The sequence below is a fragment of the Pseudomonas sp. PARCl1 genome (genome assembly GCF_947311875.1).
In the GTDB taxonomy this organism is placed as follows: Bacteria; Pseudomonadota; Gammaproteobacteria; order Pseudomonadales; family Pseudomonadaceae; genus Aquipseudomonas; species Aquipseudomonas juntendi.
In genome coordinates this window covers 183,840-201,698 of record NZ_CAMZMX010000001.1, presented here as the reverse complement: position 1 = coordinate 201,698, position 17,859 = coordinate 183,840, and the positions used below count along the sequence as shown (strand labels likewise).

Annotated in this window: 12 protein-coding genes; 4 read left to right on the top strand and 8 right to left on the bottom strand. The window is 62.9% G+C overall.

The features are described 5' to 3' along the window. Positions 1 to 10: 10 nt before the first annotated feature. The 4 genes from QME24_RS00940 to QME24_RS00925 form a co-directional block, all read right to left on the bottom strand. Complete coding sequence (locus QME24_RS00940) at positions 11 to 1,105, bottom strand: polyamine ABC transporter substrate-binding protein (protein ID WP_009681716.1); 1,095 nt, start codon at positions 1,103 to 1,105, stop codon at positions 11 to 13. Between the two features lie 159 nt (positions 1,106 to 1,264). Further along, a complete protein-coding gene (locus QME24_RS00935; RefSeq protein WP_009681717.1) occupies positions 1,265 to 2,362 on the bottom strand; it encodes a polyamine ABC transporter substrate-binding protein in 1,098 nt (365 codons plus the stop codon). A 169-nt stretch (positions 2,363 to 2,531) separates the two neighbouring features. Next, entirely contained in the window at positions 2,532 to 3,893 is a 1,362-nt protein-coding gene (locus tag QME24_RS00930) for an aspartate aminotransferase family protein (RefSeq protein WP_054905163.1), read from the bottom strand. A 48-nt stretch (positions 3,894 to 3,941) separates the two neighbouring features. Further along, the gene (locus QME24_RS00925) at positions 3,942 to 5,300 is read right to left on the bottom strand and encodes a glutamine synthetase family protein (RefSeq protein WP_009681719.1); all 1,359 of its coding nucleotides are present in this window, start codon (positions 5,298 to 5,300) and stop codon (positions 3,942 to 3,944) included. Between the two features lie 574 nt (positions 5,301 to 5,874). Between QME24_RS00925 and QME24_RS00920 the strand changes: the two genes are divergently transcribed. Next, positions 5,875 to 7,251, top strand: a complete 1,377-nt coding sequence (locus QME24_RS00920) for a glutamine synthetase family protein (protein WP_009681720.1) — start codon at positions 5,875 to 5,877, stop codon at positions 7,249 to 7,251. Positions 7,252 to 7,552: 301 nt separating this feature from the next. Here QME24_RS00920 and argA read toward each other — a convergent pair whose 3' ends face one another. Beyond that, positions 7,553 to 8,851, bottom strand: a complete 1,299-nt coding sequence (gene argA / locus QME24_RS00915) for an amino-acid N-acetyltransferase (protein WP_029888017.1) — start codon at positions 8,849 to 8,851, stop codon at positions 7,553 to 7,555. 124 nt (positions 8,852 to 8,975) lie between these two features. Further along, positions 8,976 to 10,118 carry an acetylornithine deacetylase gene (gene argE / locus QME24_RS00910; protein WP_029888016.1) on the bottom strand — a complete coding sequence of 381 codons (1,143 nt, stop codon included), beginning with the start codon at positions 10,116 to 10,118 and terminating at the stop codon, positions 8,976 to 8,978. A 230-nt stretch (positions 10,119 to 10,348) separates the two neighbouring features. Between argE and QME24_RS00905 the strand changes: the two genes are divergently transcribed. Beyond that, entirely contained in the window at positions 10,349 to 11,716 is a 1,368-nt protein-coding gene (locus QME24_RS00905; RefSeq protein WP_054905210.1) for a CYTH domain-containing protein, read from the top strand. Between the two features lie 134 nt (positions 11,717 to 11,850). Here the strand turns inward: QME24_RS00905 and QME24_RS00900 are convergent, their stop codons facing one another. After that, positions 11,851 to 12,324 carry an Lrp/AsnC family transcriptional regulator gene (locus tag QME24_RS00900; protein WP_054905209.1) on the bottom strand — a complete coding sequence of 158 codons (474 nt, stop codon included), beginning with the start codon at positions 12,322 to 12,324 and terminating at the stop codon, positions 11,851 to 11,853. Between the two features lie 373 nt (positions 12,325 to 12,697). Between QME24_RS00900 and QME24_RS00895 the strand changes: the two genes are divergently transcribed. Both QME24_RS00895 and QME24_RS00890 read left to right on the top strand, forming a co-directional pair. Then, on the top strand, positions 12,698 to 14,371 hold the full coding sequence (locus QME24_RS00895) for a GspE/PulE family protein (protein WP_280091450.1): 1,674 nt from the start codon (positions 12,698 to 12,700) through the stop codon (positions 14,369 to 14,371). Positions 14,372 to 14,457: 86 nt separating this feature from the next. Beyond that, positions 14,458 to 14,772, top strand: a complete 315-nt coding sequence (locus QME24_RS00890) for a DUF2388 domain-containing protein (RefSeq protein WP_009684128.1) — start codon at positions 14,458 to 14,460, stop codon at positions 14,770 to 14,772. A 46-nt stretch (positions 14,773 to 14,818) separates the two neighbouring features. On the opposite strand, the gene gcvP is transcribed toward QME24_RS00890, so the two are convergent. Next, entirely contained in the window at positions 14,819 to 17,692 is a 2,874-nt protein-coding gene (gcvP, locus tag QME24_RS00885; protein ID WP_054905395.1) for an aminomethyl-transferring glycine dehydrogenase, read from the bottom strand. Positions 17,693 to 17,859 lie beyond the last annotated feature (167 nt).

Genomic DNA, 17,859 nt, shown 5'->3' with positions numbered 1-17,859 from the left:
GTCTGGATTGTTACTTGCCCGACTTGACCTTGGTCCAGCTGCGGGTCATCAGCCGTTGCACCTTGGGTGGCAACTCTGAATTGACGAACATCTTGTCCAGCACTTCCTGCGGTGGGTAAACCGCGGCGTCAGTCCTCACGGCCTGGTCCATCAGGTCGCCAGCCTTGGGGTTCGGGTTGGCGTAACCGACGTAATCACTGACCTGGGCGATAACCTCAGGTTTCAGCAAATAGTTGATGAAGGCATGCGCCTCTTTGACGTTCTTGGCGTCCTTGGGAATCGCCAGTACATCGAACCAGAGGTTGCCGCCTTCCTTGGGAATGGCGTAAGCCAGGTTCACGCCCTTCTTCGCTTCTTCAGCGCGGGCCTTGGCCTGGAACACATCACCCGAGAAGCCCGCCGCGACGCAGATGTCGCCATTGGCCAGGTCGGTGATGTACTTGGACGAATGGAAGTAGGTCACGTAAGGGCGCACGGCCAGCAGCTTCTGTTCGGCCTTGGCGTAATCCTTGGGGTTGGTACTGTTGGGGTTCAGGCCCATGTAGTTGAGCACCGCCGGGAGCATTTCGTCCGCCGAGTCGAGGAAGGCTACCCCGCACTTGGACAGCTTCTTCATGTTCTCGGGCTCGAACAGCACGGCCCACGAGTCGATGGTGTCCACGCCCAGGGCGGCTTTCACCTTGTCGACGTTGTAGCCGATGCCGTTGGTGCCCCACAGGTAGGGCACCGCGTACTGGTTGCCCGGGTCGTTCTTTTCCAGGCGCTTCATCAGCGCCGGGTCGAGGTTCGAATAGTTGGGCAGCAGGCTCTTGTCGAGCTTCTGGAACGCGCCCGCCTTGATCTGCTTGCCGAGGAAATGGTTGGACGGCACGACCACGTCGTAGCCGGTATTACCGGCCAGCAGCTTGCCTTCCAGGGTTTCGTTGGAGTCGAATACATCCTGCACGGGCTTGATGCCCGTGGCTTTCTCGAAGTCCGCGAGTGTGGTCGGGCCGATGTAGTCGGACCAGTTATAGAAGTGCACCGTTGGCGCCGCTTGGACGCTGCATGCCAGCGTCAGGCCCGCGCCGGCCAGCAAGGCCTTGCGGAATACAGAAATAGACAAGTGGGTGGTCCTCACAATCAGTGCCTGGGTAGCGACAATGCTGCCGCACACGCAAAACCGGCGCGCAACTTACCTTCGCAGCTTCGATGCCGCAATGAACAATTGCCTTTCAAAGCCTCTGGGCCGGCATTTACCGGCCCGGAGGTACTGCCATCGGGCTTATTTGCCCGATTTGATCTTGGTCCAGCTGCGGGTGATCACACGCTGTACCGAAGCATCAGGCGCGGCGATCGCGTACAGCTTTTTCTTCACGTCGGCAGGCGGGTAGATGCTCGGGTCGCTGGTGATGTCTTTGTCGACCAACGGGGTCGCGGCCTGGTTACCGTTCGGGAAGCGCACGGCGTTGGTGATTTCAGCCATGATTTCCGGCTGCATCAGGAAGTTCATGAACTGGTAGGCAGCGTCCTTATGCTCGGCATCCTTGGGGATGGCGACCATGTCGTAGAAAGTACCGGCGCCTTCTTTCGGAATCACGTAGTCCACTTTGACCTTGTCGCCGGCTTCATGGGCACGGGCCTTGGACTGCTCCAGGTCACCCGAGTAGCCAACGGCCACGCAGATGTTGCCGTTGGCCATGTCGCCAATGTACTTGGACGAGTGGAAGTAGGTGATCGAAGGGCGGATCTTGAGGAACAGGTCCTCAGCGGCCTTCAGGTCATCTTTCTTGGTGCTGTCGGTCGGCAGGCCCAGGTAGTGCAGCGCGGCCGGCAGCATTTCGGTCGGCGCGTCGAGGAAGCTTACGCCGCAGCTTTTGAGCTTGGCGATGTTCTCTGGCTTGAACACCACGTCCCACGAGTCGATTTTGTCCACACCCAGCGCGGCCTTGACCTTCTCCGGGTTGTAGCCGATGCCGATCGAGCCCCACATGTACGGGAAGGCGTGCTTGTTGCCCTTGTCACTGGCATCGCCCACGGCCTTGAGCAGGTCGGGGTCGAGGTTTTTCCAGTTCGGCAGCTTGGAGCGGTCCAGCTCTTCGTACACACCAGCCTTGATCTGCTTGGCCAGGAAGTTGTTGGACGGCACCACGATGTCGTAGCCCGACTTGCCGGCCAGCAGCTTGGCCTCGAGGGTTTCGTTGCTGTCGAAGACGTCGTACTTGACCTTGATGCCTGTCTGTTTCTCGAACTTGGCGATGGTGTCCGGAGCGATGTAGTCCGACCAGTTGTAGACGTTCAACACCTTGTCTTCAGCCTGAACAGCGGAGGCCATGGCGCCCATCAGGGCGGCGGCCAGCAACGTCTTGCCCATTTTCTTCATGCGTAATGCTCCAGAATTTTTGTTTAGCCTTCCGTTCAGCTGCCAGAACCCACGGTGCAGAGCGTGCGGCGACTGAAACAGTCGCTAGTCTGGCAAGTTACCGGGCCCTGTATCAAGGAAAGCAGGGCCTGGTAACGACTTAATGTCACTTCGCTAGCCTAGCAAACGCTCACCGAATCGCTTCGAGTGTCAGGTCCAGGCATTTGCGCGCCTTTTCTACCAGCTCATCAATCTCTGCATGGCTGATCACCAGCGGCGGCGCGATGATCATGGTGTCACCCACAGCGCGCATGATCAGGCCGTTTTCGAAACAGAAGTTGCGGCAGATCATGCCCACACCCTTGCCTTCGTAACGGCTGCGGGTGGCCTTGTCCTTGACCAGCTCGATCGCGCCGAGCAGGCCCAGGCCGCGTACCTCGCCCACCAGCGGGTGGTCCTGCAGCTCACGCAAACGCTTTTGCAAATACGGTGCCGCTTCCGTGCGCGCCTTCTCGACGATGTGCTCGTCGCGCAGGATGCGCAGGTTTTCCAGGCCTACGGCGGCGGCCACCGGGTGGCCCGAATAGGTGAAACCGTGGTTGAACTCACCCCCTTCGCTGATGACCTTGGCCACGGTGTCCCGCACGATCACCCCGCCCATGGGGATGTACCCGGAGGTCAGGCCCTTGGCGATGGTCATCAGGTCGGGCTGCAGCCCGTAGTAGTCGGAACCGAACCACTCGCCGGTCCGGCCAAAACCGCAGATCACTTCGTCGGCGACGAACAGGATGTCGTAACGGGCCAGAATCTCCTTCACCTTCGGCCAGTAGGTCTCAGGCGGGATGATCACGCCGCCGGCCCCCTGGATGGGCTCGGCGATGAACGCAGCAACGTTGTCCTCGCCGACCTCCAGAATTTTCTGCTCCAGCTGTTCGGCAGCCCACACCCCGAATTCGTCCGCCGTCATGTCGCCGCCTTCGCCGAACCAGTACGGCTGCGGGATGTGCACGATGCCCGGAATCGGCAGGCCACCCTGCTCGTGCATGCCGCTCATGCCACCCAGGCTCGCGCCGGCGACGGTCGAACCGTGGTAACCGTTGATGCGGCTGATGATGGTCTGCTTCTGCGGCTTGCCCTGCAGCGCCCAGTAATGGCGGACCATACGCAGCACCGTGTCGTTGCCTTCGGAGCCGGAGCCGGTGAAGAACACATGGGTCATGCCTTGCGGCGCCACCTCGGTGATCGCCTTGGCCAGCTCCAGCGCCGGCGGGTGGGCGGTCTGGAAGAACAGGTTGTAGTACGGCAGTTCACGCATCTGCTTCTCTGCCGCCTGCACCAGCTCTTCGCGGCCATAGCCAACGGCCACGCACCACAGGCCGGCCATGCCATCGAGAATCTTGTGCCCCTCGCTGTCCCACAAATGCACACCCTGGGCCTTGGTGATGATGCGTGGCCCCTTCTCTTTCAGCTGCTTGTAGTCACTGAAAGGTGCCAGGTGATGCTCCCCGCTCAGGGCTTGCCATTCACGGGTTTGCGGGTTGTTGACGCTCATGGGCTTCTCCGTAGTTCGGCCGCCGCGCACCTGCGGCGCCAGGGTTGATCAGACAGCAAACAGCAGGAACTCACGCTCCCAGGAGCTGATTACACGTTTGAAGTTCTCGTGCTCGGCGCGCTTGGTGGCGACATAGCCGGTAATGAATTTCTTGCCCAGGTACTGCACCAGCGCACGGCTGTTCTCCATGCGCTCCAGGGCATCTTCGATGGTCAGCGGCAGGCGCAGGTTGCGCCGTTCGTAACCACGGCCCTGCACCGGCGCACTGGCTTCGATACCTTCGACCATGCCGATGTAGCCACACAGCAGGCTGGCGGCGATGGCCAGGTAGGGGTTGGCGTCAGCGCCCGGCAGGCGGTTCTCGACCCGGCGGCTCTGCGGGCCGGCATCCGGTACACGCAAACCGACGGTGCGGTTTTCTTCGCCCCACTCCACGTTGACCGGCGCCGATGTGTCGGGCAGGAAGCGGCGGAAGGAATTGACGTTGGGGGCGAACAGCGGCAGCGCCTCGGGGATGAACTTCTGCAAGCCGCCAATGTGGTGCAGGAACAGTTCGCTCATGCTGCCATCTGCATTGCTGAAGATGTTCTTGCCCGTGGCCACGTCGACCACGCTCTGGTGCAGGTGCATGGCACTGCCCGGCTCGCCGGTCATCGGCTTGGCCATGAAGGTGGCCGCCACGTTGTGCTTGAGCGCTGCTTCGCGCATGGTGCGCTTGAACACCAGGATCTGGTCAGCCAGGTGCAGGGCGTCGCCATGACGGAAGTTGATTTCCATCTGCGCCGTGCCGTCTTCGTGGATCAGCGTGTCGAGGTCCAGTTGCTGCAGCTCGCACCAGTCGTACACGTCTTCGAACAACGGGTCGAATTCGTTCGCCGCTTCGATCGAGAACGACTGTCGGCCGGTTTCCGGGCGACCGGAACGGCCTACCGGCGGCTGCAGCGGGAAGTCCGGGTCTTCACTGCGCTTGGTGAGGTAAAACTCCATTTCCGGCGCGACGATCGGCTGCCAGCCTTTGTCGGCGTAGAGCTTGAGCACTTTTTTCAGCACGTTGCGCGGCGACAGTTCGACCGGGTTGCCCTTCTTGTCGTAGGTGTCGTGGATCACCTGCGCGGTGGGCTCGATGGCCCACGGCACGAGGAACACGGCGTTTTCGTCAGGGCGGCAGATCATGTCGATGTCGGCCGGGTCGAGCAATTCGTAATAGATGTCGTCGTCGACGTAGTCGCCGGTCACGGTCTGCAGCAGCACGCTCTCGGGCAGGCGCATGCCCTTTTCGGCAATGAATTTGTTGGTAGGCGAAATCTTGCCGCGCGTGATGCCGGTCAGGTCACTGATCATGCATTCGACTTCGGTGATCTTGTGCTCTTTCAACCAATCGGTGAGCTGGTCGAGGTTGTTACTCATAAATACCTCAGGAGGTAAGGTGGTCCGCGACTTGATTCTGGATGGAGAAGATTGCTAAAGCAAAAACCCCCGCGCAGAGCCACAGTGGATACACTGAAATCAGCTGTGTCCGAAATGAGTTCAAAAGGCAGGAAGATGAAACGAAGGGCGGCAAGCCGCTGCGAGGGCAGGTCCGGGAACGCCAAACGTCAATTATTGCGGCCAGGGCGGCAGCAACAGCGACGCAGCTTGCATGAACGGCGGAGGTACCCGATGGCACTGCGCACGCAGTGCTTTCAGGTCGCGGCAAGCGGACCATGTGACCCTCGTATTATTGTGTTCTGGGTTGAGACCGAGCTTAGCCTTGTTCATTTTTTTACACAACACCCGCGTAAAAAATAAAACACGGCACGCTTGAGATAGCTCTTTACCGGGGAAATAGCGGATAATGCCATGCCCCGATTTGCAGCAAATCTGCCGTAGATGGGCCATTTCAGGGCATCATGGGGTTGGCTTGACATCAGTATGGCTTTTCGGTTGACTGGTCTTGCAAGCCCCCCTTGATTGATATTTTTAACAACAAAGGTGTTGCATCATGTCGGTACCCCCGCGTGCCGTTCAGCTTAACGAAGCGAACGCGTTCCTTAAGGAACATCCTGAGGTTCTCTACGTTGACCTTCTGATTGCAGATATGAATGGTGTGGTGCGCGGCAAGCGCATAGAGCGCACCAGCCTCCACAAGGTTTACGAGAAAGGCATCAACTTGCCGGCCTCCCTCTTCGCCCTCGACATCAACGGTTCCACCGTCGAAAGCACTGGCCTGGGCCTGGATATCGGCGATGCCGACCGCATCTGCTATCCGATCCCAGACACACTCTGTAACGAACCGTGGCAAAAGCGCCCCACTGCCCAGCTGCTGATGACCATGCACGAGCTGGAAGGCGAGCCGTTCTTCGCCGACCCGCGCGAAGTGCTACGCCAGGTGGTGAGCAAGTTCACCGACATGGGCCTGACCATCTGCGCCGCGTTCGAGCTGGAGTTCTACCTGATCGACCAGGAGAACGTGAACGGCCGCCCACAGCCACCGCGCTCGCCAATCTCGGGCAAACGCCCGCAGTCGACCCAGGTGTACCTGATCGACGACCTCGACGAATATGCCGACTGCCTGCAGGACATCCTCGAAGGCGCAAAGGAACAAGGCATCCCGGCCGACGCCATCGTCAAGGAAAGCGCCCCGGCGCAGTTCGAAGTCAACCTGCACCACGTGCCAGACCCGCTCAAGGCCTGCGACTACGCGGTACTGCTCAAGCGCTTGATCAAGAACATTGCGTACGACCATGAAATGGACACCACCTTCATGGCCAAGCCCTACCCGGGCCAGGCAGGCAACGGCCTGCATGTACACATTTCCGTGCTGGACAAAGATGGCAACAACATCTTCACCAGCGAGGATCCCGAGCAGAACGCCGCGCTACGTCACGCTGTCGGCGGTGTGCTCGAGACCCTGCCAGCGTCCATGGCGTTCCTCTGCCCGAACGTCAACTCCTACCGCCGCTTCGGTGCGCAGTTCTACGTACCGAACGCGCCAAGCTGGGGCCTGGACAACCGTACCGTGGCGTTGCGCGTACCGACCGGCTCGGCCGATGCTGTGCGCATCGAGCACCGCGTAGCCGGTGCCGACGCCAACCCGTACCTAATGATGGCTGCCGTGCTGGCGGGCGTGCACCATGGCCTGACCAACCAGATCGAGCCAGGCGCGCCGATCGAAGGCAACTCGTACGAGCAACTTGAGCAGAGCTTGCCGAACAACCTGCGCGATGCCTTGCGTGAGCTGGACGACAGCGAGATTCTGAACAAGTACATCGATCCGAAGTACATCGACATCTTCGTCGCGTGCAAGGAAAGCGAGCTGGAGGAGTTCGAACACTCGATCTCCGACCTCGAGTACAACTGGTACCTGCATACCGTGTAAACAAAACGCCGCCGCCAAGATGTTCTGTACACGCTGAGATTGCCGGGGCCGCTTTGCGGCCCTATCGCCGGCAAGCCAGCTCCCACAGGGATCGCCTTAGGGCTGACAGGTGTTTGCCACAAGGTATGGCAGCGCCTGTTAGAGCGAGCGCCGCGCGGGCGGCGCTCGATCTCACAGGCGCTGAAGATGCTCCGGCTACCCTTGCCAGGAACCATAGAATCTCCCACAGGTACTGCACAACCTTCAGGGCTGGCGCTTTCCCTGTGGGAGCCGGCTTGCCGGCGATAGGGCCGGTACAGGTTTACAAAGACTTCTCGAAAATCTTCGAATTACGCTGGTAGTTGTACAGCGATGCCCGCGCTGCCGGCAGCCGCTCCACGCCACTCGGCGCAAAGCCACGTTCGCGGAACCAGTGCGCCGTGCGCGTGGTAAGCACGAACAGGGTACTCAAGCCCATTTGCCGCGCACGGCTCTCGATACGCTCCAGCAATTCGTCGCCCCGCCCACCATGGCGGTACTCCGGGTTGACCGCGAGGCACGCCAGCTCGCCGGCCTCGGAATCGGCAATCGGGTACAGCGCCGCACAGGCGATGATCATGCCTTCGCGCTCGACCACACTGAATTGCTCGATCTCACGCTCCAGCACCTCGCGCGAGCGACGCACCAGGATGCCCTGCTCTTCCAGCGGGCTGATCAGGTCGAGCAAGCCACCGACGTCTTCGATGGTCGCCTCGCGCACCACCTCGAACTGCTCCTGCGATACCAGCGTGCCGCCCCCGCCGCGGGTGAACAGCTCGGTCAGCAGGGCGCCGTCTTCGGCATAACTGACGATGTGGCTACGCGCGACGCCGCCCTTGCAGGCTTCAGCCGCAGCATCCAGCAACTCGCCCTGGTAATCGCTGCCCAGGCGCTGCAGGTGCGGGGCCACCTGTTGTGGGCGCAGCTCGCGTATCAGCTTGCCGTCTGCGTCCAGCAAACCTGGCTCGGCGCCGAACAGCAGCAGCTTGTCGGCACCCAGGTCGATGGCCGCGCGGGTAGCGACGTCCTCGCAGGCCAGGTTGAAGATCTCCCCGGTGGGTGAGTAACCCAAGGGCGACAACAGCACGATGGAGCGCTCGTCGAGCAGGCGGCTGATGCCCTTGCGGTCGACCCGGCGCACTTCGCCGGTATGGTGGTAGTCCACCCCTTCGAGCACACCGATCGGCCGTGCGGTGACCAGGTTGCCGGACGCCACGCGCAGGCGAGAGCCCTGCATCGGCGAGGCCGCGATGTCCATCGACAGGCGCGCCTCGATGGCCAGGCGCAGGGCGCCGACGGCGTCGATCACGCAGTCCAGGGTGGCGGCATCGGTGATGCGCAGGCCGCGGTGGTAATGCGGCGTCAGGCCGCGCTCAGCCAGACGGCTTTCGATCTGCGGGCGCGAGCCGTGCACCAGTACCAGGCGCACGCCAAGGCTGTGCAGCAGGACCAGGTCGTGGACGATATTGCCGAAGTTGGGGTGCTCTACCCCATCGCCAGGCAGCATGACCACGAAGGTGCAGTCGCGATGGGCATTGATGTACGGGGAGGCATGACGCAGCCAGTTGACGTAATCGGGCATGACAGGGCCTGTGGATAAGTGGACGGAGAACGGCGATACACGGGGCGTTCAGGATCATCGTCGGAACAGGCTTGCGGTCACGCGCGGTCTCCTCTAGGCAGGAACGAATCAGTACGATTGACGTTTAGTGCAGGCAATAGTGCCGGATCAGGTCACGCAATAGACGCACGGTAGGCTCGATTCGTGACATTTCAAGGTATTCGCCAGGCTGGTGGGCGCAGGCGATGTCGCCGGGGCCCAACACGATGGTCTGGCAACCCAGCTGCTGAAGATAAGGTGCTTCGGTGCCGAACGCCACCGCTTCGGCGCGATGGCCGGTCAGGCGTTCGGCTACCTGCACCAGCTCGGCATCGGCCGCCTGCTCGAACGGCGGCACCTCCGGGAACAGCGGTGCGTAGTCGATACGGACCTCGTGGCGCTCGGCCAGCGGCTGCAGTTTCTCGCGGATGGCCGACCGCAACTGCTCGGCATCCATGCCCGGCAAAGGCCTAAGGTCGAACTCCAGTGCGCACTGGCCGCAGATACGGTTTGGGTTGTCGCCGCCGTGGATGCAGCCAAAGTTCATGGTCGGGGTGGGCACGCTGAACTGTGGGTTGCGGTAGGTTTGCTGCCATTGCTGGCGCAGGCCCATCAGCTCGCCCATGACCGCGTGCATGGCTTCCATGGCGCTGTGGCCCAGGCTTGGGTCCGAGGAATGGCCGCTGCGCCCCAGGATATCGATGCGCTCCATTAGGATGCCCTTGTGCATGCGGATCGGCCGCAGCCCGGTCGGTTCGCCGATCACCGCCGCTCGCCCCAACGGCTGGCCGGCCTCGGCCAGGGCGCGGGCACCAGACATGGAGCTTTCTTCGTCACAGGTGGCGAGGATCAGCAGGGGCTGCTTGAAATCGTGCTCCAGCAGCGGAATGACGGCTTCGATGATCAGGGCGAAGAACCCTTTCATGTCGCAGCTACCCAGGCCAACCCAGCGCCCGTCGGTTTCTGTCAGCTTCAGCGGGTCACTGCGCCACAGTTGTTCGTCGTAGGGCACGGTGTCGCTGTGCCCCGCCAGCACAAGGCCGCCCGGGCCGGTGCCGCGGCTGGCCAGCAGGTTGAACTTGCCGGGGCTGACCTGCTGAATGTCACACTGGAACCCCAGGTCGCCCAGCCAACCGGCCAGCAGCTCGATGACCTGGCGGTTGGACTGGTCCAGCGCTGGCTGGGTGCAACTGACCGAAGGCGCGGCGATCAAGGCGGCAAACTGGTCTTTCAGCGTCGGCAACGGCATGCGCGTACTCCTGGGAAGCGTTGCCCATCATAACAATGCCTATCGTTCCCAGGGCAAGCGTGTGGGCTTCTTCGCGGGCTTGCCCGCTCCCACAGGGATTTCAATGCCTTCAAGGGCTGCGCTTTGCCTGTGGGAGCGGGCGAGCCCGCGAAGAAACCACCGCGACCCGACAGAGCGCGGCCGACTGCTGTAAACTCCTTGCCAACCACGCCCCCTCCTTCGAGTCTGTGATGCACAAAGAAACCGAACTCAAGCTACGCGCCAGCCGCGAGACCCTTGCCGCCCTGCGCGAGCACCCTCTGCTGAAAAAGCGCAACAAGTCCGGCTGGCAGACCCGCGAACTGACCAACCAGTACTTCGACACCCCCGAGCGTGAGCTGTCCGCCGCGCGCGTGGCCCTGCGCCTGCGTCGCGATGGCGATGTGGTCATCCAGACCCTCAAGTGCCGCGGCCAGAGCGTAGCGGGCCTGTCGGAGCGCAATGAGTACGAGTGGAACCTGGACAAGCCCAAGCTGGACCTGAAAAAGCTCGATGCCACCTGCTGGCCCGAACAACTGGCCGGCCTGGACAAAAAGACCATCAAGCCACTGTTCACCACGGACTTCACCCGCGAGTTCGCCGAAATCGCCTGGGGCCGTGGCAAAAGCAAGGTGGTGATCGAGGCCGCGCTGGACCAAGGCTTCGTGGTCGCCGGCAAGCGCAAGGAAGCCATCTGCGAGCTGGAGCTTGAGCTGCGCGAAGGTGAGCCGCAGGCACTGCTGGAACTGGCCGCCGAGCTGGCCGCCAGCCTGCCGTTGATGCCGTGCGACATCAGCAAGGCCGAGCGCGGCTACCGCCTGCTGGAGCCAGACAGCTATGAGCTGGGCCTGCCAGATGCCGAGCTGGACGCAGAAATGGCCGTGGACGACGCCTACGCCGCCCTGGCCTGGCAACTGCTGGGCAGCAGCCAGCGCCTGGCCGAGCAGTACCGCCACAATGGCCACTGGCGCCTGTTGCAGGACTGGGTCGAGTGCCTGAGCGAACTGCGCGCGTTGACCGCCAGCCTGGGCCAGGCCGCACCGCGTGCCGCTACCCGTGAACTGCGCAGCAGCCTCGACGCCCTGCTGGAAGACTGGCGCCCGCTGGTGCAGGCCGGTAACGACGACGAAGACATCCGCCGCGCCGCGCCCGAGCAGTTTGCCGAAGAGCTGGAAGACGTGCGCTGGGGCCAGTTCTCGCTGGAAACCTCACGCTGGCTGCTGGCCCGCACCTGGACAGTGGAACGCAAGGGCCGTGGCGAACGCCAGGGCAAGGCGCAGCTGGCCAGCTGGATGGGCCATTTGCTGGGTGAAGAAGGCCGTGCACTGAAGCTGCCGCTGTACACCCAGCGCCCCGAAGACCTGGCTGAGCAGCTGCCGCGGATCGAACAACTGCTGGCCTGGCTGCACCACGCCCGCCAGGTGCTGGAAGCACCGCAGATGGACCGCCTGTATGGCGACCTGAAGAAGCTGCACGAGCTGGCCGAACTGCCGATCAGCGATGAAGTGCTGGAAGCACGCATCGACCAGGCTCGGGCAGTCGACCAGAGCCGTGGCTGGAAGCACCTGCTCAAGGCCTGATGCGGCCCTGTAGGAGCGGCCTTGCGTCGCGAAAGGGGTGCGAAGCGCCCCCGGGATCTGCGCTTCAAGCACATACTGCCGGGGCCGCTTTGCGGCCCTTTCGCGACGCAAGGCCGCTCCTACACGAAACCACGTCAGCGAGTCTTGAGCGGCAGGCTGGTCGTGGACTTGATCTCTGAAAGCGCCACAATCGAGTTCACTTCCTGAATCCCCGGCACGTTCGACAGCTTTTCGAAGAAGAACCGCTCATAGGCCTCGATATCCGAGGTAACGATGCGCAGCAAAAAATCCACCGCGCCCATCAGCACATAGCATTCCAGCACCTCCGGGAAGCCGCGAATGGCCTCGGTGAATTCGGTGAAGTTGGAGCGCCCGTGGGCATTGAGCTTCACCTCGGCGAATATCTGGGTGTTCAGGCCGATCTTCTTGCGGTCGAGCAAGGTCACCTGCCCACGAATCACCCCCTCGTCCTTCAAACGCTGGATACGCCGCCAGCACGGTGACTGTGACAGCCCCACACGCTCGGCAATCTGCGCGCTGGAAAGCGAAGCGTCCTCTTGCAGCAGTTCAAGAATGCGCCGATCGTAGGCGTCCAGCTCGCTATGCATTGCTGTTTCTCCATAGTGGGTGCTGACGAATTGCTCAATTCGACAGCCAAGCAAAATGGTCAAATCATAGCGAATAAAGGCTGCCTAATGCCTGTCAGTTAAGCGTTACTGGGGCTGCTTTGCAGCCCTTCGCGGGCACGCCCGCTCCCACACATTAGGCGCTGAACTCAAGAAATGCGCGATCCCCTGTGGGGCGTGCCCGCGAAGGGTCGCAAAGCGGCCCCAAATTACTTAACTGACTGGCATTGGCCTATAGCCTCGCGGAATGCCTCTACACCGTACGTGTAAAACCCCGAAACCCTTCCCCCGTGATGCCCGCGCCCCGCCCGGCTAGCCTGATCGGCACATTCCCGATCAGGCACGGACGCCCAGCATGCATAGCCCCCACACAATGACCCTCGACCTTGAACGCGTGCTCGCCGCCCTGGTCGCCGACCAGCACCTGCACGCCAACGACGCCGAGCACGTGCTCGACAACGCCGCCGCCCACCCCGCTTGCCATCCGCTCGAACAGATCGCCGCCTGCAGCCTGGAACACCGCCAACAGCCTGGCCAGCAGCTGGACCTTGAGCACCTTTGCCAATGGCTGGCCCGCAAGGTCGGCCAGCCTTACCTGCGCATCGACCCCATGCAGCTCGACCTGCCCCAGGTCAGCGGCCTGATCGCACCGGCCTTCGCCCAGCGCCACGGCATCCTCATCGTCGCAGCCGACGCCCTCGGCGTTACCGTCGCCAGTGCCGAGCCCTACCAGAACGACTGGCAGGCCGACCTGGCCCGCAGCCTGGGCCGGCCGATTCGCCGGGTGCTGGCCAGCCCGTTGCAGATCCGCCAGGCAGGGCAGTCGTTCGAGCACCTCGCCCAGTCGGTAAAAGGCGCGCAATACCAGCAGGCCGCCGGCCTGGGCGAACTCGAGCAACTGCTGGAACTGGGCAAGCGCCAGGCCGAAGCCAGCGCCGACGACGCGCACATCGTGCACATCGTCGACTGGTTGCTGCAGTACGCTATCGAACAACGTGCCAGCGACATTCACCTGGAACCCCGCCGCGATCAGGGCCAGTTGCGCTACCGCATCGACGGCCTGCTGCATAACGTGTACGCCTTTCCTGCCGGCGTAACCTTGGCACTGGTCAGCCGCCTCAAGCACTTGGGGCGCATGGATGTGGCGCAAAAGCGCCGGCCGCAGGACGGCCGCCTGCACAGCCGCCTGCCCGGCGGCGGTGAGGTCGAGCTACGGCTGTCGACCCTGCCAACCGCCTACGGCGAAAAGCTGGTGCTGCGCCTGTTCGACCCGCAGCAACTGCACGAGGGCTTCGACCGCCTCGGCCTGCAAGGCCAGCAACTGGCCCAGTGGCAGCGCCTGCTGGGCAAGCGCCAGGGCATCATCCTGGTGACCGGCCCCACCGGCTCCGGCAAGACCAGCACGCTGTATACCAGCCTCAAGCTATTGGCCACGCCACAGGTCAACCTGTGCACCATCGAAGACCCCATCGAGCGCCTGGAGCCGGCGTTCAACCAGTTGCAGGTGCAGCCCGCCCTGGACCTTGGTTTTGCCGCCGGGGTACGCGCCCTGCTGCGTCAGGACCCGGACATCATCATGATCGGCGAAATACGCGACCGCGAAACGGCCCTGGTGGCGGTACAGGCCGCCCTTACCGGGCATTTGGTGCTGTCTACCCTGCACACCAACGATGCCTGCGCGGCCATCACCCGCCTGCAGGAACTGGGCGTGGCCGACTACCTGATCAAGGCGACGCTGGTCGGCGTCCTGGCCCAGCGCCTGGTGCGCACCCTGTACCCGGACTGCCAGGCGAATACCTGCGCCCATTGCCGTACCTGCCGAGGCACCGGCTTTCATGGCCGCACCGGTTTGTTTGAACTGCTCGAGCCCAGCGACAAGCTGCGCGCGCTGATCGGCCGGGATGCCGACCTGACCATTCTGCGGCAACAGGCCCGGGCCGATGGCCTGGTGGACCTTCGCCGTTGTGGCGAGGCCAAGGTGACCACTGGGCAGACCTGCATGCATGAGGTGTTGCGCGTGTGCGGCTGACGAAAAGCCCCGGCATTCAGGAACTTGCCCCATTGGAAAAGATCCAACGGCGCATCTTCAACCCCCACCCTTCGAGGTGTTTCAACATGCGTCTCAAAACTGCCGTTGCCGCCGCTGCCCTGCTCTCGCTGCCTATGGGCTCGGCCATGGCTGATACCTTTTGGCGTAACGTGATTTCTTCCGGGGCAACGACTGGTTCGACCTACCTGACGTCGCGGGACCACAAGCTTGTCCTCGCCGCACAGGACGACGCCAGCAGCTTCGTTGCCAGCGAAGGTGCGATTCGTGGGCCGTTCCTGGAAGCCGCCATGCACCAGGCACGGGCCGAGAACCCGGGGCTGCAGGCCTCGGACATGGAGCTGGCCAATGCCATCCTGGCCAAGAATGCGGTAGCCGAGTAAAACCCCGGGGCGCGCGCTGCGCGCCCAATCGGTCACCCCTGCGCTATCAGCGATAAGCCTCCACCGGCACACAGGCACAGAACAGGTTGCGGTCCCCATACACGTTGTCGACCCGGTTAACCGCCGGCCAGTACTTGTGTTGGCGCACATGCGCAGCCGGTGCCACCGCCTGCTCCAGGCTATAGGGCCTGTCCCATATGCCCAGGACATCGGCCAAGGTATGCGGCGCATGCCTGAGCGGGCTGTTCTCTGCCGGCCACTTGCCATCCTGAACGTCCGCGATCTCCGCGCGAATTGCCAGCATCGCTTCGATAAAGCGGTCCAGCTCCGCCTTGGACTCACTTTCGGTCGGTTCCACCATCAGCGTACCCGGCACCGGGAACGACATGGTCGGTGCATGGAAGCCGTAGTCCATCAGGCGCTTCGCCACGTCCTCCTCGCTGATGCCCGTCAGCGCCTTCAACGGCCGCAGATCGAGTATGCACTCATGGGCCACGCGCTGGTTACGCCCGCGGTAGAGCACCGGGAAGGCCCCAGCCAGCTGGCTGGCCAGGTAGTTGGCAGAGAGGATCGCCACCTCGCTGGCGTCAGCCAGTTGCGGGCCCATCATGGCAATGTACATCCAGCTGATCGGCAGAATGCTGGCGCTGCCCCAGGGCGCAGCGCTGACCGCACTGTTGTTCGGATCCAGGCCGGGGACCGGTACCACCGGGTGGCTGGCGACGAAGGGTTGCAGATGAGCGCGAACACCGATCGGCCCCATGCCCGGACCACCGCCGCCGTGGGGGATGCAGAAGGTCTTGTGCAGGTTCATGTGCGACACATCGGCACCGATGTCGGCAGGGCGCGCCAACCCCACTTGGGCATTGAGGTTGGCGCCGTCCATGTACACCTGGCCGCCGTGCTGGTGCACCACGTCACAGATTTCGCGAATGCCCTCTTCGTACACACCGTGGGTTGAGGGGTAGGTGATCATCAGGCACGACAGGCGCTCACCGGCTGCACCGGCCTTGGCCTTGAGGTCTGCCAGGTCGACGTTGCCGCCCTGATCGCAATCGACTATCACCACCTCCATGCCAGCCATCTGTGCCGACGCTGGGTTGGTGCCGTGGGCCGACGACGGGATCAGGCACAAGGTACGCTGCGGTTGCTGGCAGCTGCGGTGGTAGCGGGTAATCGCCATCAGGCCAGCGTACTCACCCTGGGCCCCGGAGTTGGGCTGCATGCAGATGGCATCGAAGCCGGTAATGGTGCACAGCCAGCTTTCCAGCTCGTCGATCATCGCCTTGTACCCGACGGCCTGCCCCGCCGGGGCGAACGGATGCAGCTGAGCGAAAGCAGGCCAGGTGATCGGGATCATCTCGCTGGTAGCATTGAGCTTCATGGTGCAGGAGCCCAGCGGAATCATCGACTGGTTCAGCGCCAGGTCCTTGTTCTCCAGCTGCTTGAGGTAGCGCAGCATCTCGGTTTCGCTGTGGTGCAGGTTGAACACCGGGTGGGCAAGGAACGGCGAATGCCGCACCAGGCTGGGCGGAATGCCTTCGGCCAGGGCCGACTGGTCAAGCGCGGCGATGTCCAGCCCGTGGTCAACCCCCACGAAAATGTCCAACAGGCGCAGCACTGTCTGCTCGTTGCAGGTTTCATCCAGGCTCACGCCCAGGTGGCCGCGGCCCAGTATGCGCAGGTTGACCTGTGCGGCTTCAGCGCTCTCGATGATGGCTGCCTGTGCGCCACCCACGTCGAGGGTAAGGGTGTCGAAGAAGTGCTGGTTGAGGCGCTTGATGCCTTTGGCCGCAAGGCCGGCCGCCAGAATGACCGTCAGCCGGTGCACGCGCTGGGCAATGCGCTGAAGGCCTTGCGGGCCGTGGTAGACCGCGTAGAAGCCGGCGATGTTGGCCAGCAGCACCTGCGCCGTGCAGATGTTGGAGTTGGCTTTTTCACGGCGGATATGCTGCTCGCGGGTTTGCAGGGCCATGCGCAGCGCGGTGTTGCCACGGGCATCACGCGACACGCCGATGATGCGCCCGGGCATGGCCCGCTTGTAATCGTCGCGGCAGGCGAAATACGCCGCATGTGGCCCGCCGTAACCCATCGGTACACCAAAGCGCTGGCTGGAACCCAACACCACATCGGCGCCCAGCTCGCCGGGCGGCGTGAGCAGTACCAGGCTGAGCAGGTCGGCAGCCACGCAGGCCAGGGCGTGCTGGCCATGCAAGTGCTCGATCAGCGGGCGCAGGTCGCGCACCTCGCCGTGGGTATCGGGGTACTGCAGCAAGGCGCCGAATACCGCATGCGTGTTCAGGTTATCCACAGAGTCGATGATCAGTTCGAAGCCGAAGCCTTCGGCGCGGGTCTTGAGCACTGACAGGGTTTGCGGGTGGCAGTGCTCATCGGCGAAGAATGCATTGCTCTTGCTGCGCGCCACGCGCTTGGCCAGGGCCATGGCCTCGGCGGCGGCAGTCGCCTCGTCCAGCAGCGAGGCATTGGCCAGGGCCAGCCCGGTCAGGTCGATGACCATCTGCTGGTAGTTCAGCAGCGCCTCCAGCCGGCCCTGGGCTATTTCAGGCTGGTAAGGCGTGTAGGCGGTGTACCAGCCGGGGTTTTCCAGCACGTTGCGCAGGATGACCGTGGGGGTGATGGTGCCGTGGTAGCCCATGCCGATCAGGCTGGTCCATACCTGGTTTTGCGCAGCATAACCCGCGAGTTTGGCCAAGGCCGCCTGCTCGTCGAGTGCCGGTGGCAGGTCGAGGGGGCGCTTCAGGCGGATGCCTGGCGGAACGGTTTGCTCGATCAGCTCGGCGCGGCTCGCCACGCCCAGTGCATTGAGCATGGCCTGCTGCTCGGCGGCATCCGGGCCCAGGTGGCGACGCAGGAACGGGTTGAGCTCTTGCAGTTGATGCAGGGACGGCGACTGGGACATGACCACGCTCTCTTCCTGGAACAGCTCTCATGGAGACTACAAGTCTAGGAAGGGATTGCCGGTTGTGCGGGGAAAGTTGGTTGCAGGCCCGGCCTCTTCGCGGCTAAAGCCGCTCCTACAAGGGGTCGCGCAAGACGCAAGGGCCATGCAATACCTGTAGGAGCGGC

Excerpts from the sequence above, each read along its gene's own strand:
- QME24_RS00905 (WP_054905210.1), top strand. The coding sequence starts at position 10,349 with ATGCACAAAGAAACCGAACTCAAGCTACGCGCCAGCCGCGAGACCCTT.
- argE (WP_029888016.1), bottom strand. The coding sequence starts at position 10,118 with ATGCCGTTGCCGACGCTGAAAGACCAGTTTGCCGCCTTGATCGCCGCG.
- argA (WP_029888017.1), bottom strand. The coding sequence starts at position 8,851 with ATGCCCGATTACGTCAACTGGCTGCGTCATGCCTCCCCGTACATCAAT.
- gcvP (WP_054905395.1), bottom strand. The coding sequence starts at position 17,692 with ATGTCCCAGTCGCCGTCCCTGCATCAACTGCAAGAGCTCAACCCGTTC.
- QME24_RS00890 (WP_009684128.1), top strand. The coding sequence starts at position 14,458 with ATGCGTCTCAAAACTGCCGTTGCCGCCGCTGCCCTGCTCTCGCTGCCT.
- QME24_RS00925 (WP_009681719.1), bottom strand. The coding sequence starts at position 5,300 with ATGAGTAACAACCTCGACCAGCTCACCGATTGGTTGAAAGAGCACAAG.
- QME24_RS00930 (WP_054905163.1), bottom strand. The coding sequence starts at position 3,893 with ATGAGCGTCAACAACCCGCAAACCCGTGAATGGCAAGCCCTGAGCGGG.
- QME24_RS00900 (WP_054905209.1), bottom strand. The coding sequence starts at position 12,324 with ATGCATAGCGAGCTGGACGCCTACGATCGGCGCATTCTTGAACTGCTG.
- QME24_RS00895 (WP_280091450.1), top strand. The coding sequence starts at position 12,698 with ATGCATAGCCCCCACACAATGACCCTCGACCTTGAACGCGTGCTCGCC.
- QME24_RS00920 (WP_009681720.1), top strand. The coding sequence starts at position 5,875 with ATGTCGGTACCCCCGCGTGCCGTTCAGCTTAACGAAGCGAACGCGTTC.
- QME24_RS00935 (WP_009681717.1), bottom strand. The coding sequence starts at position 2,362 with ATGAAGAAAATGGGCAAGACGTTGCTGGCCGCCGCCCTGATGGGCGCC.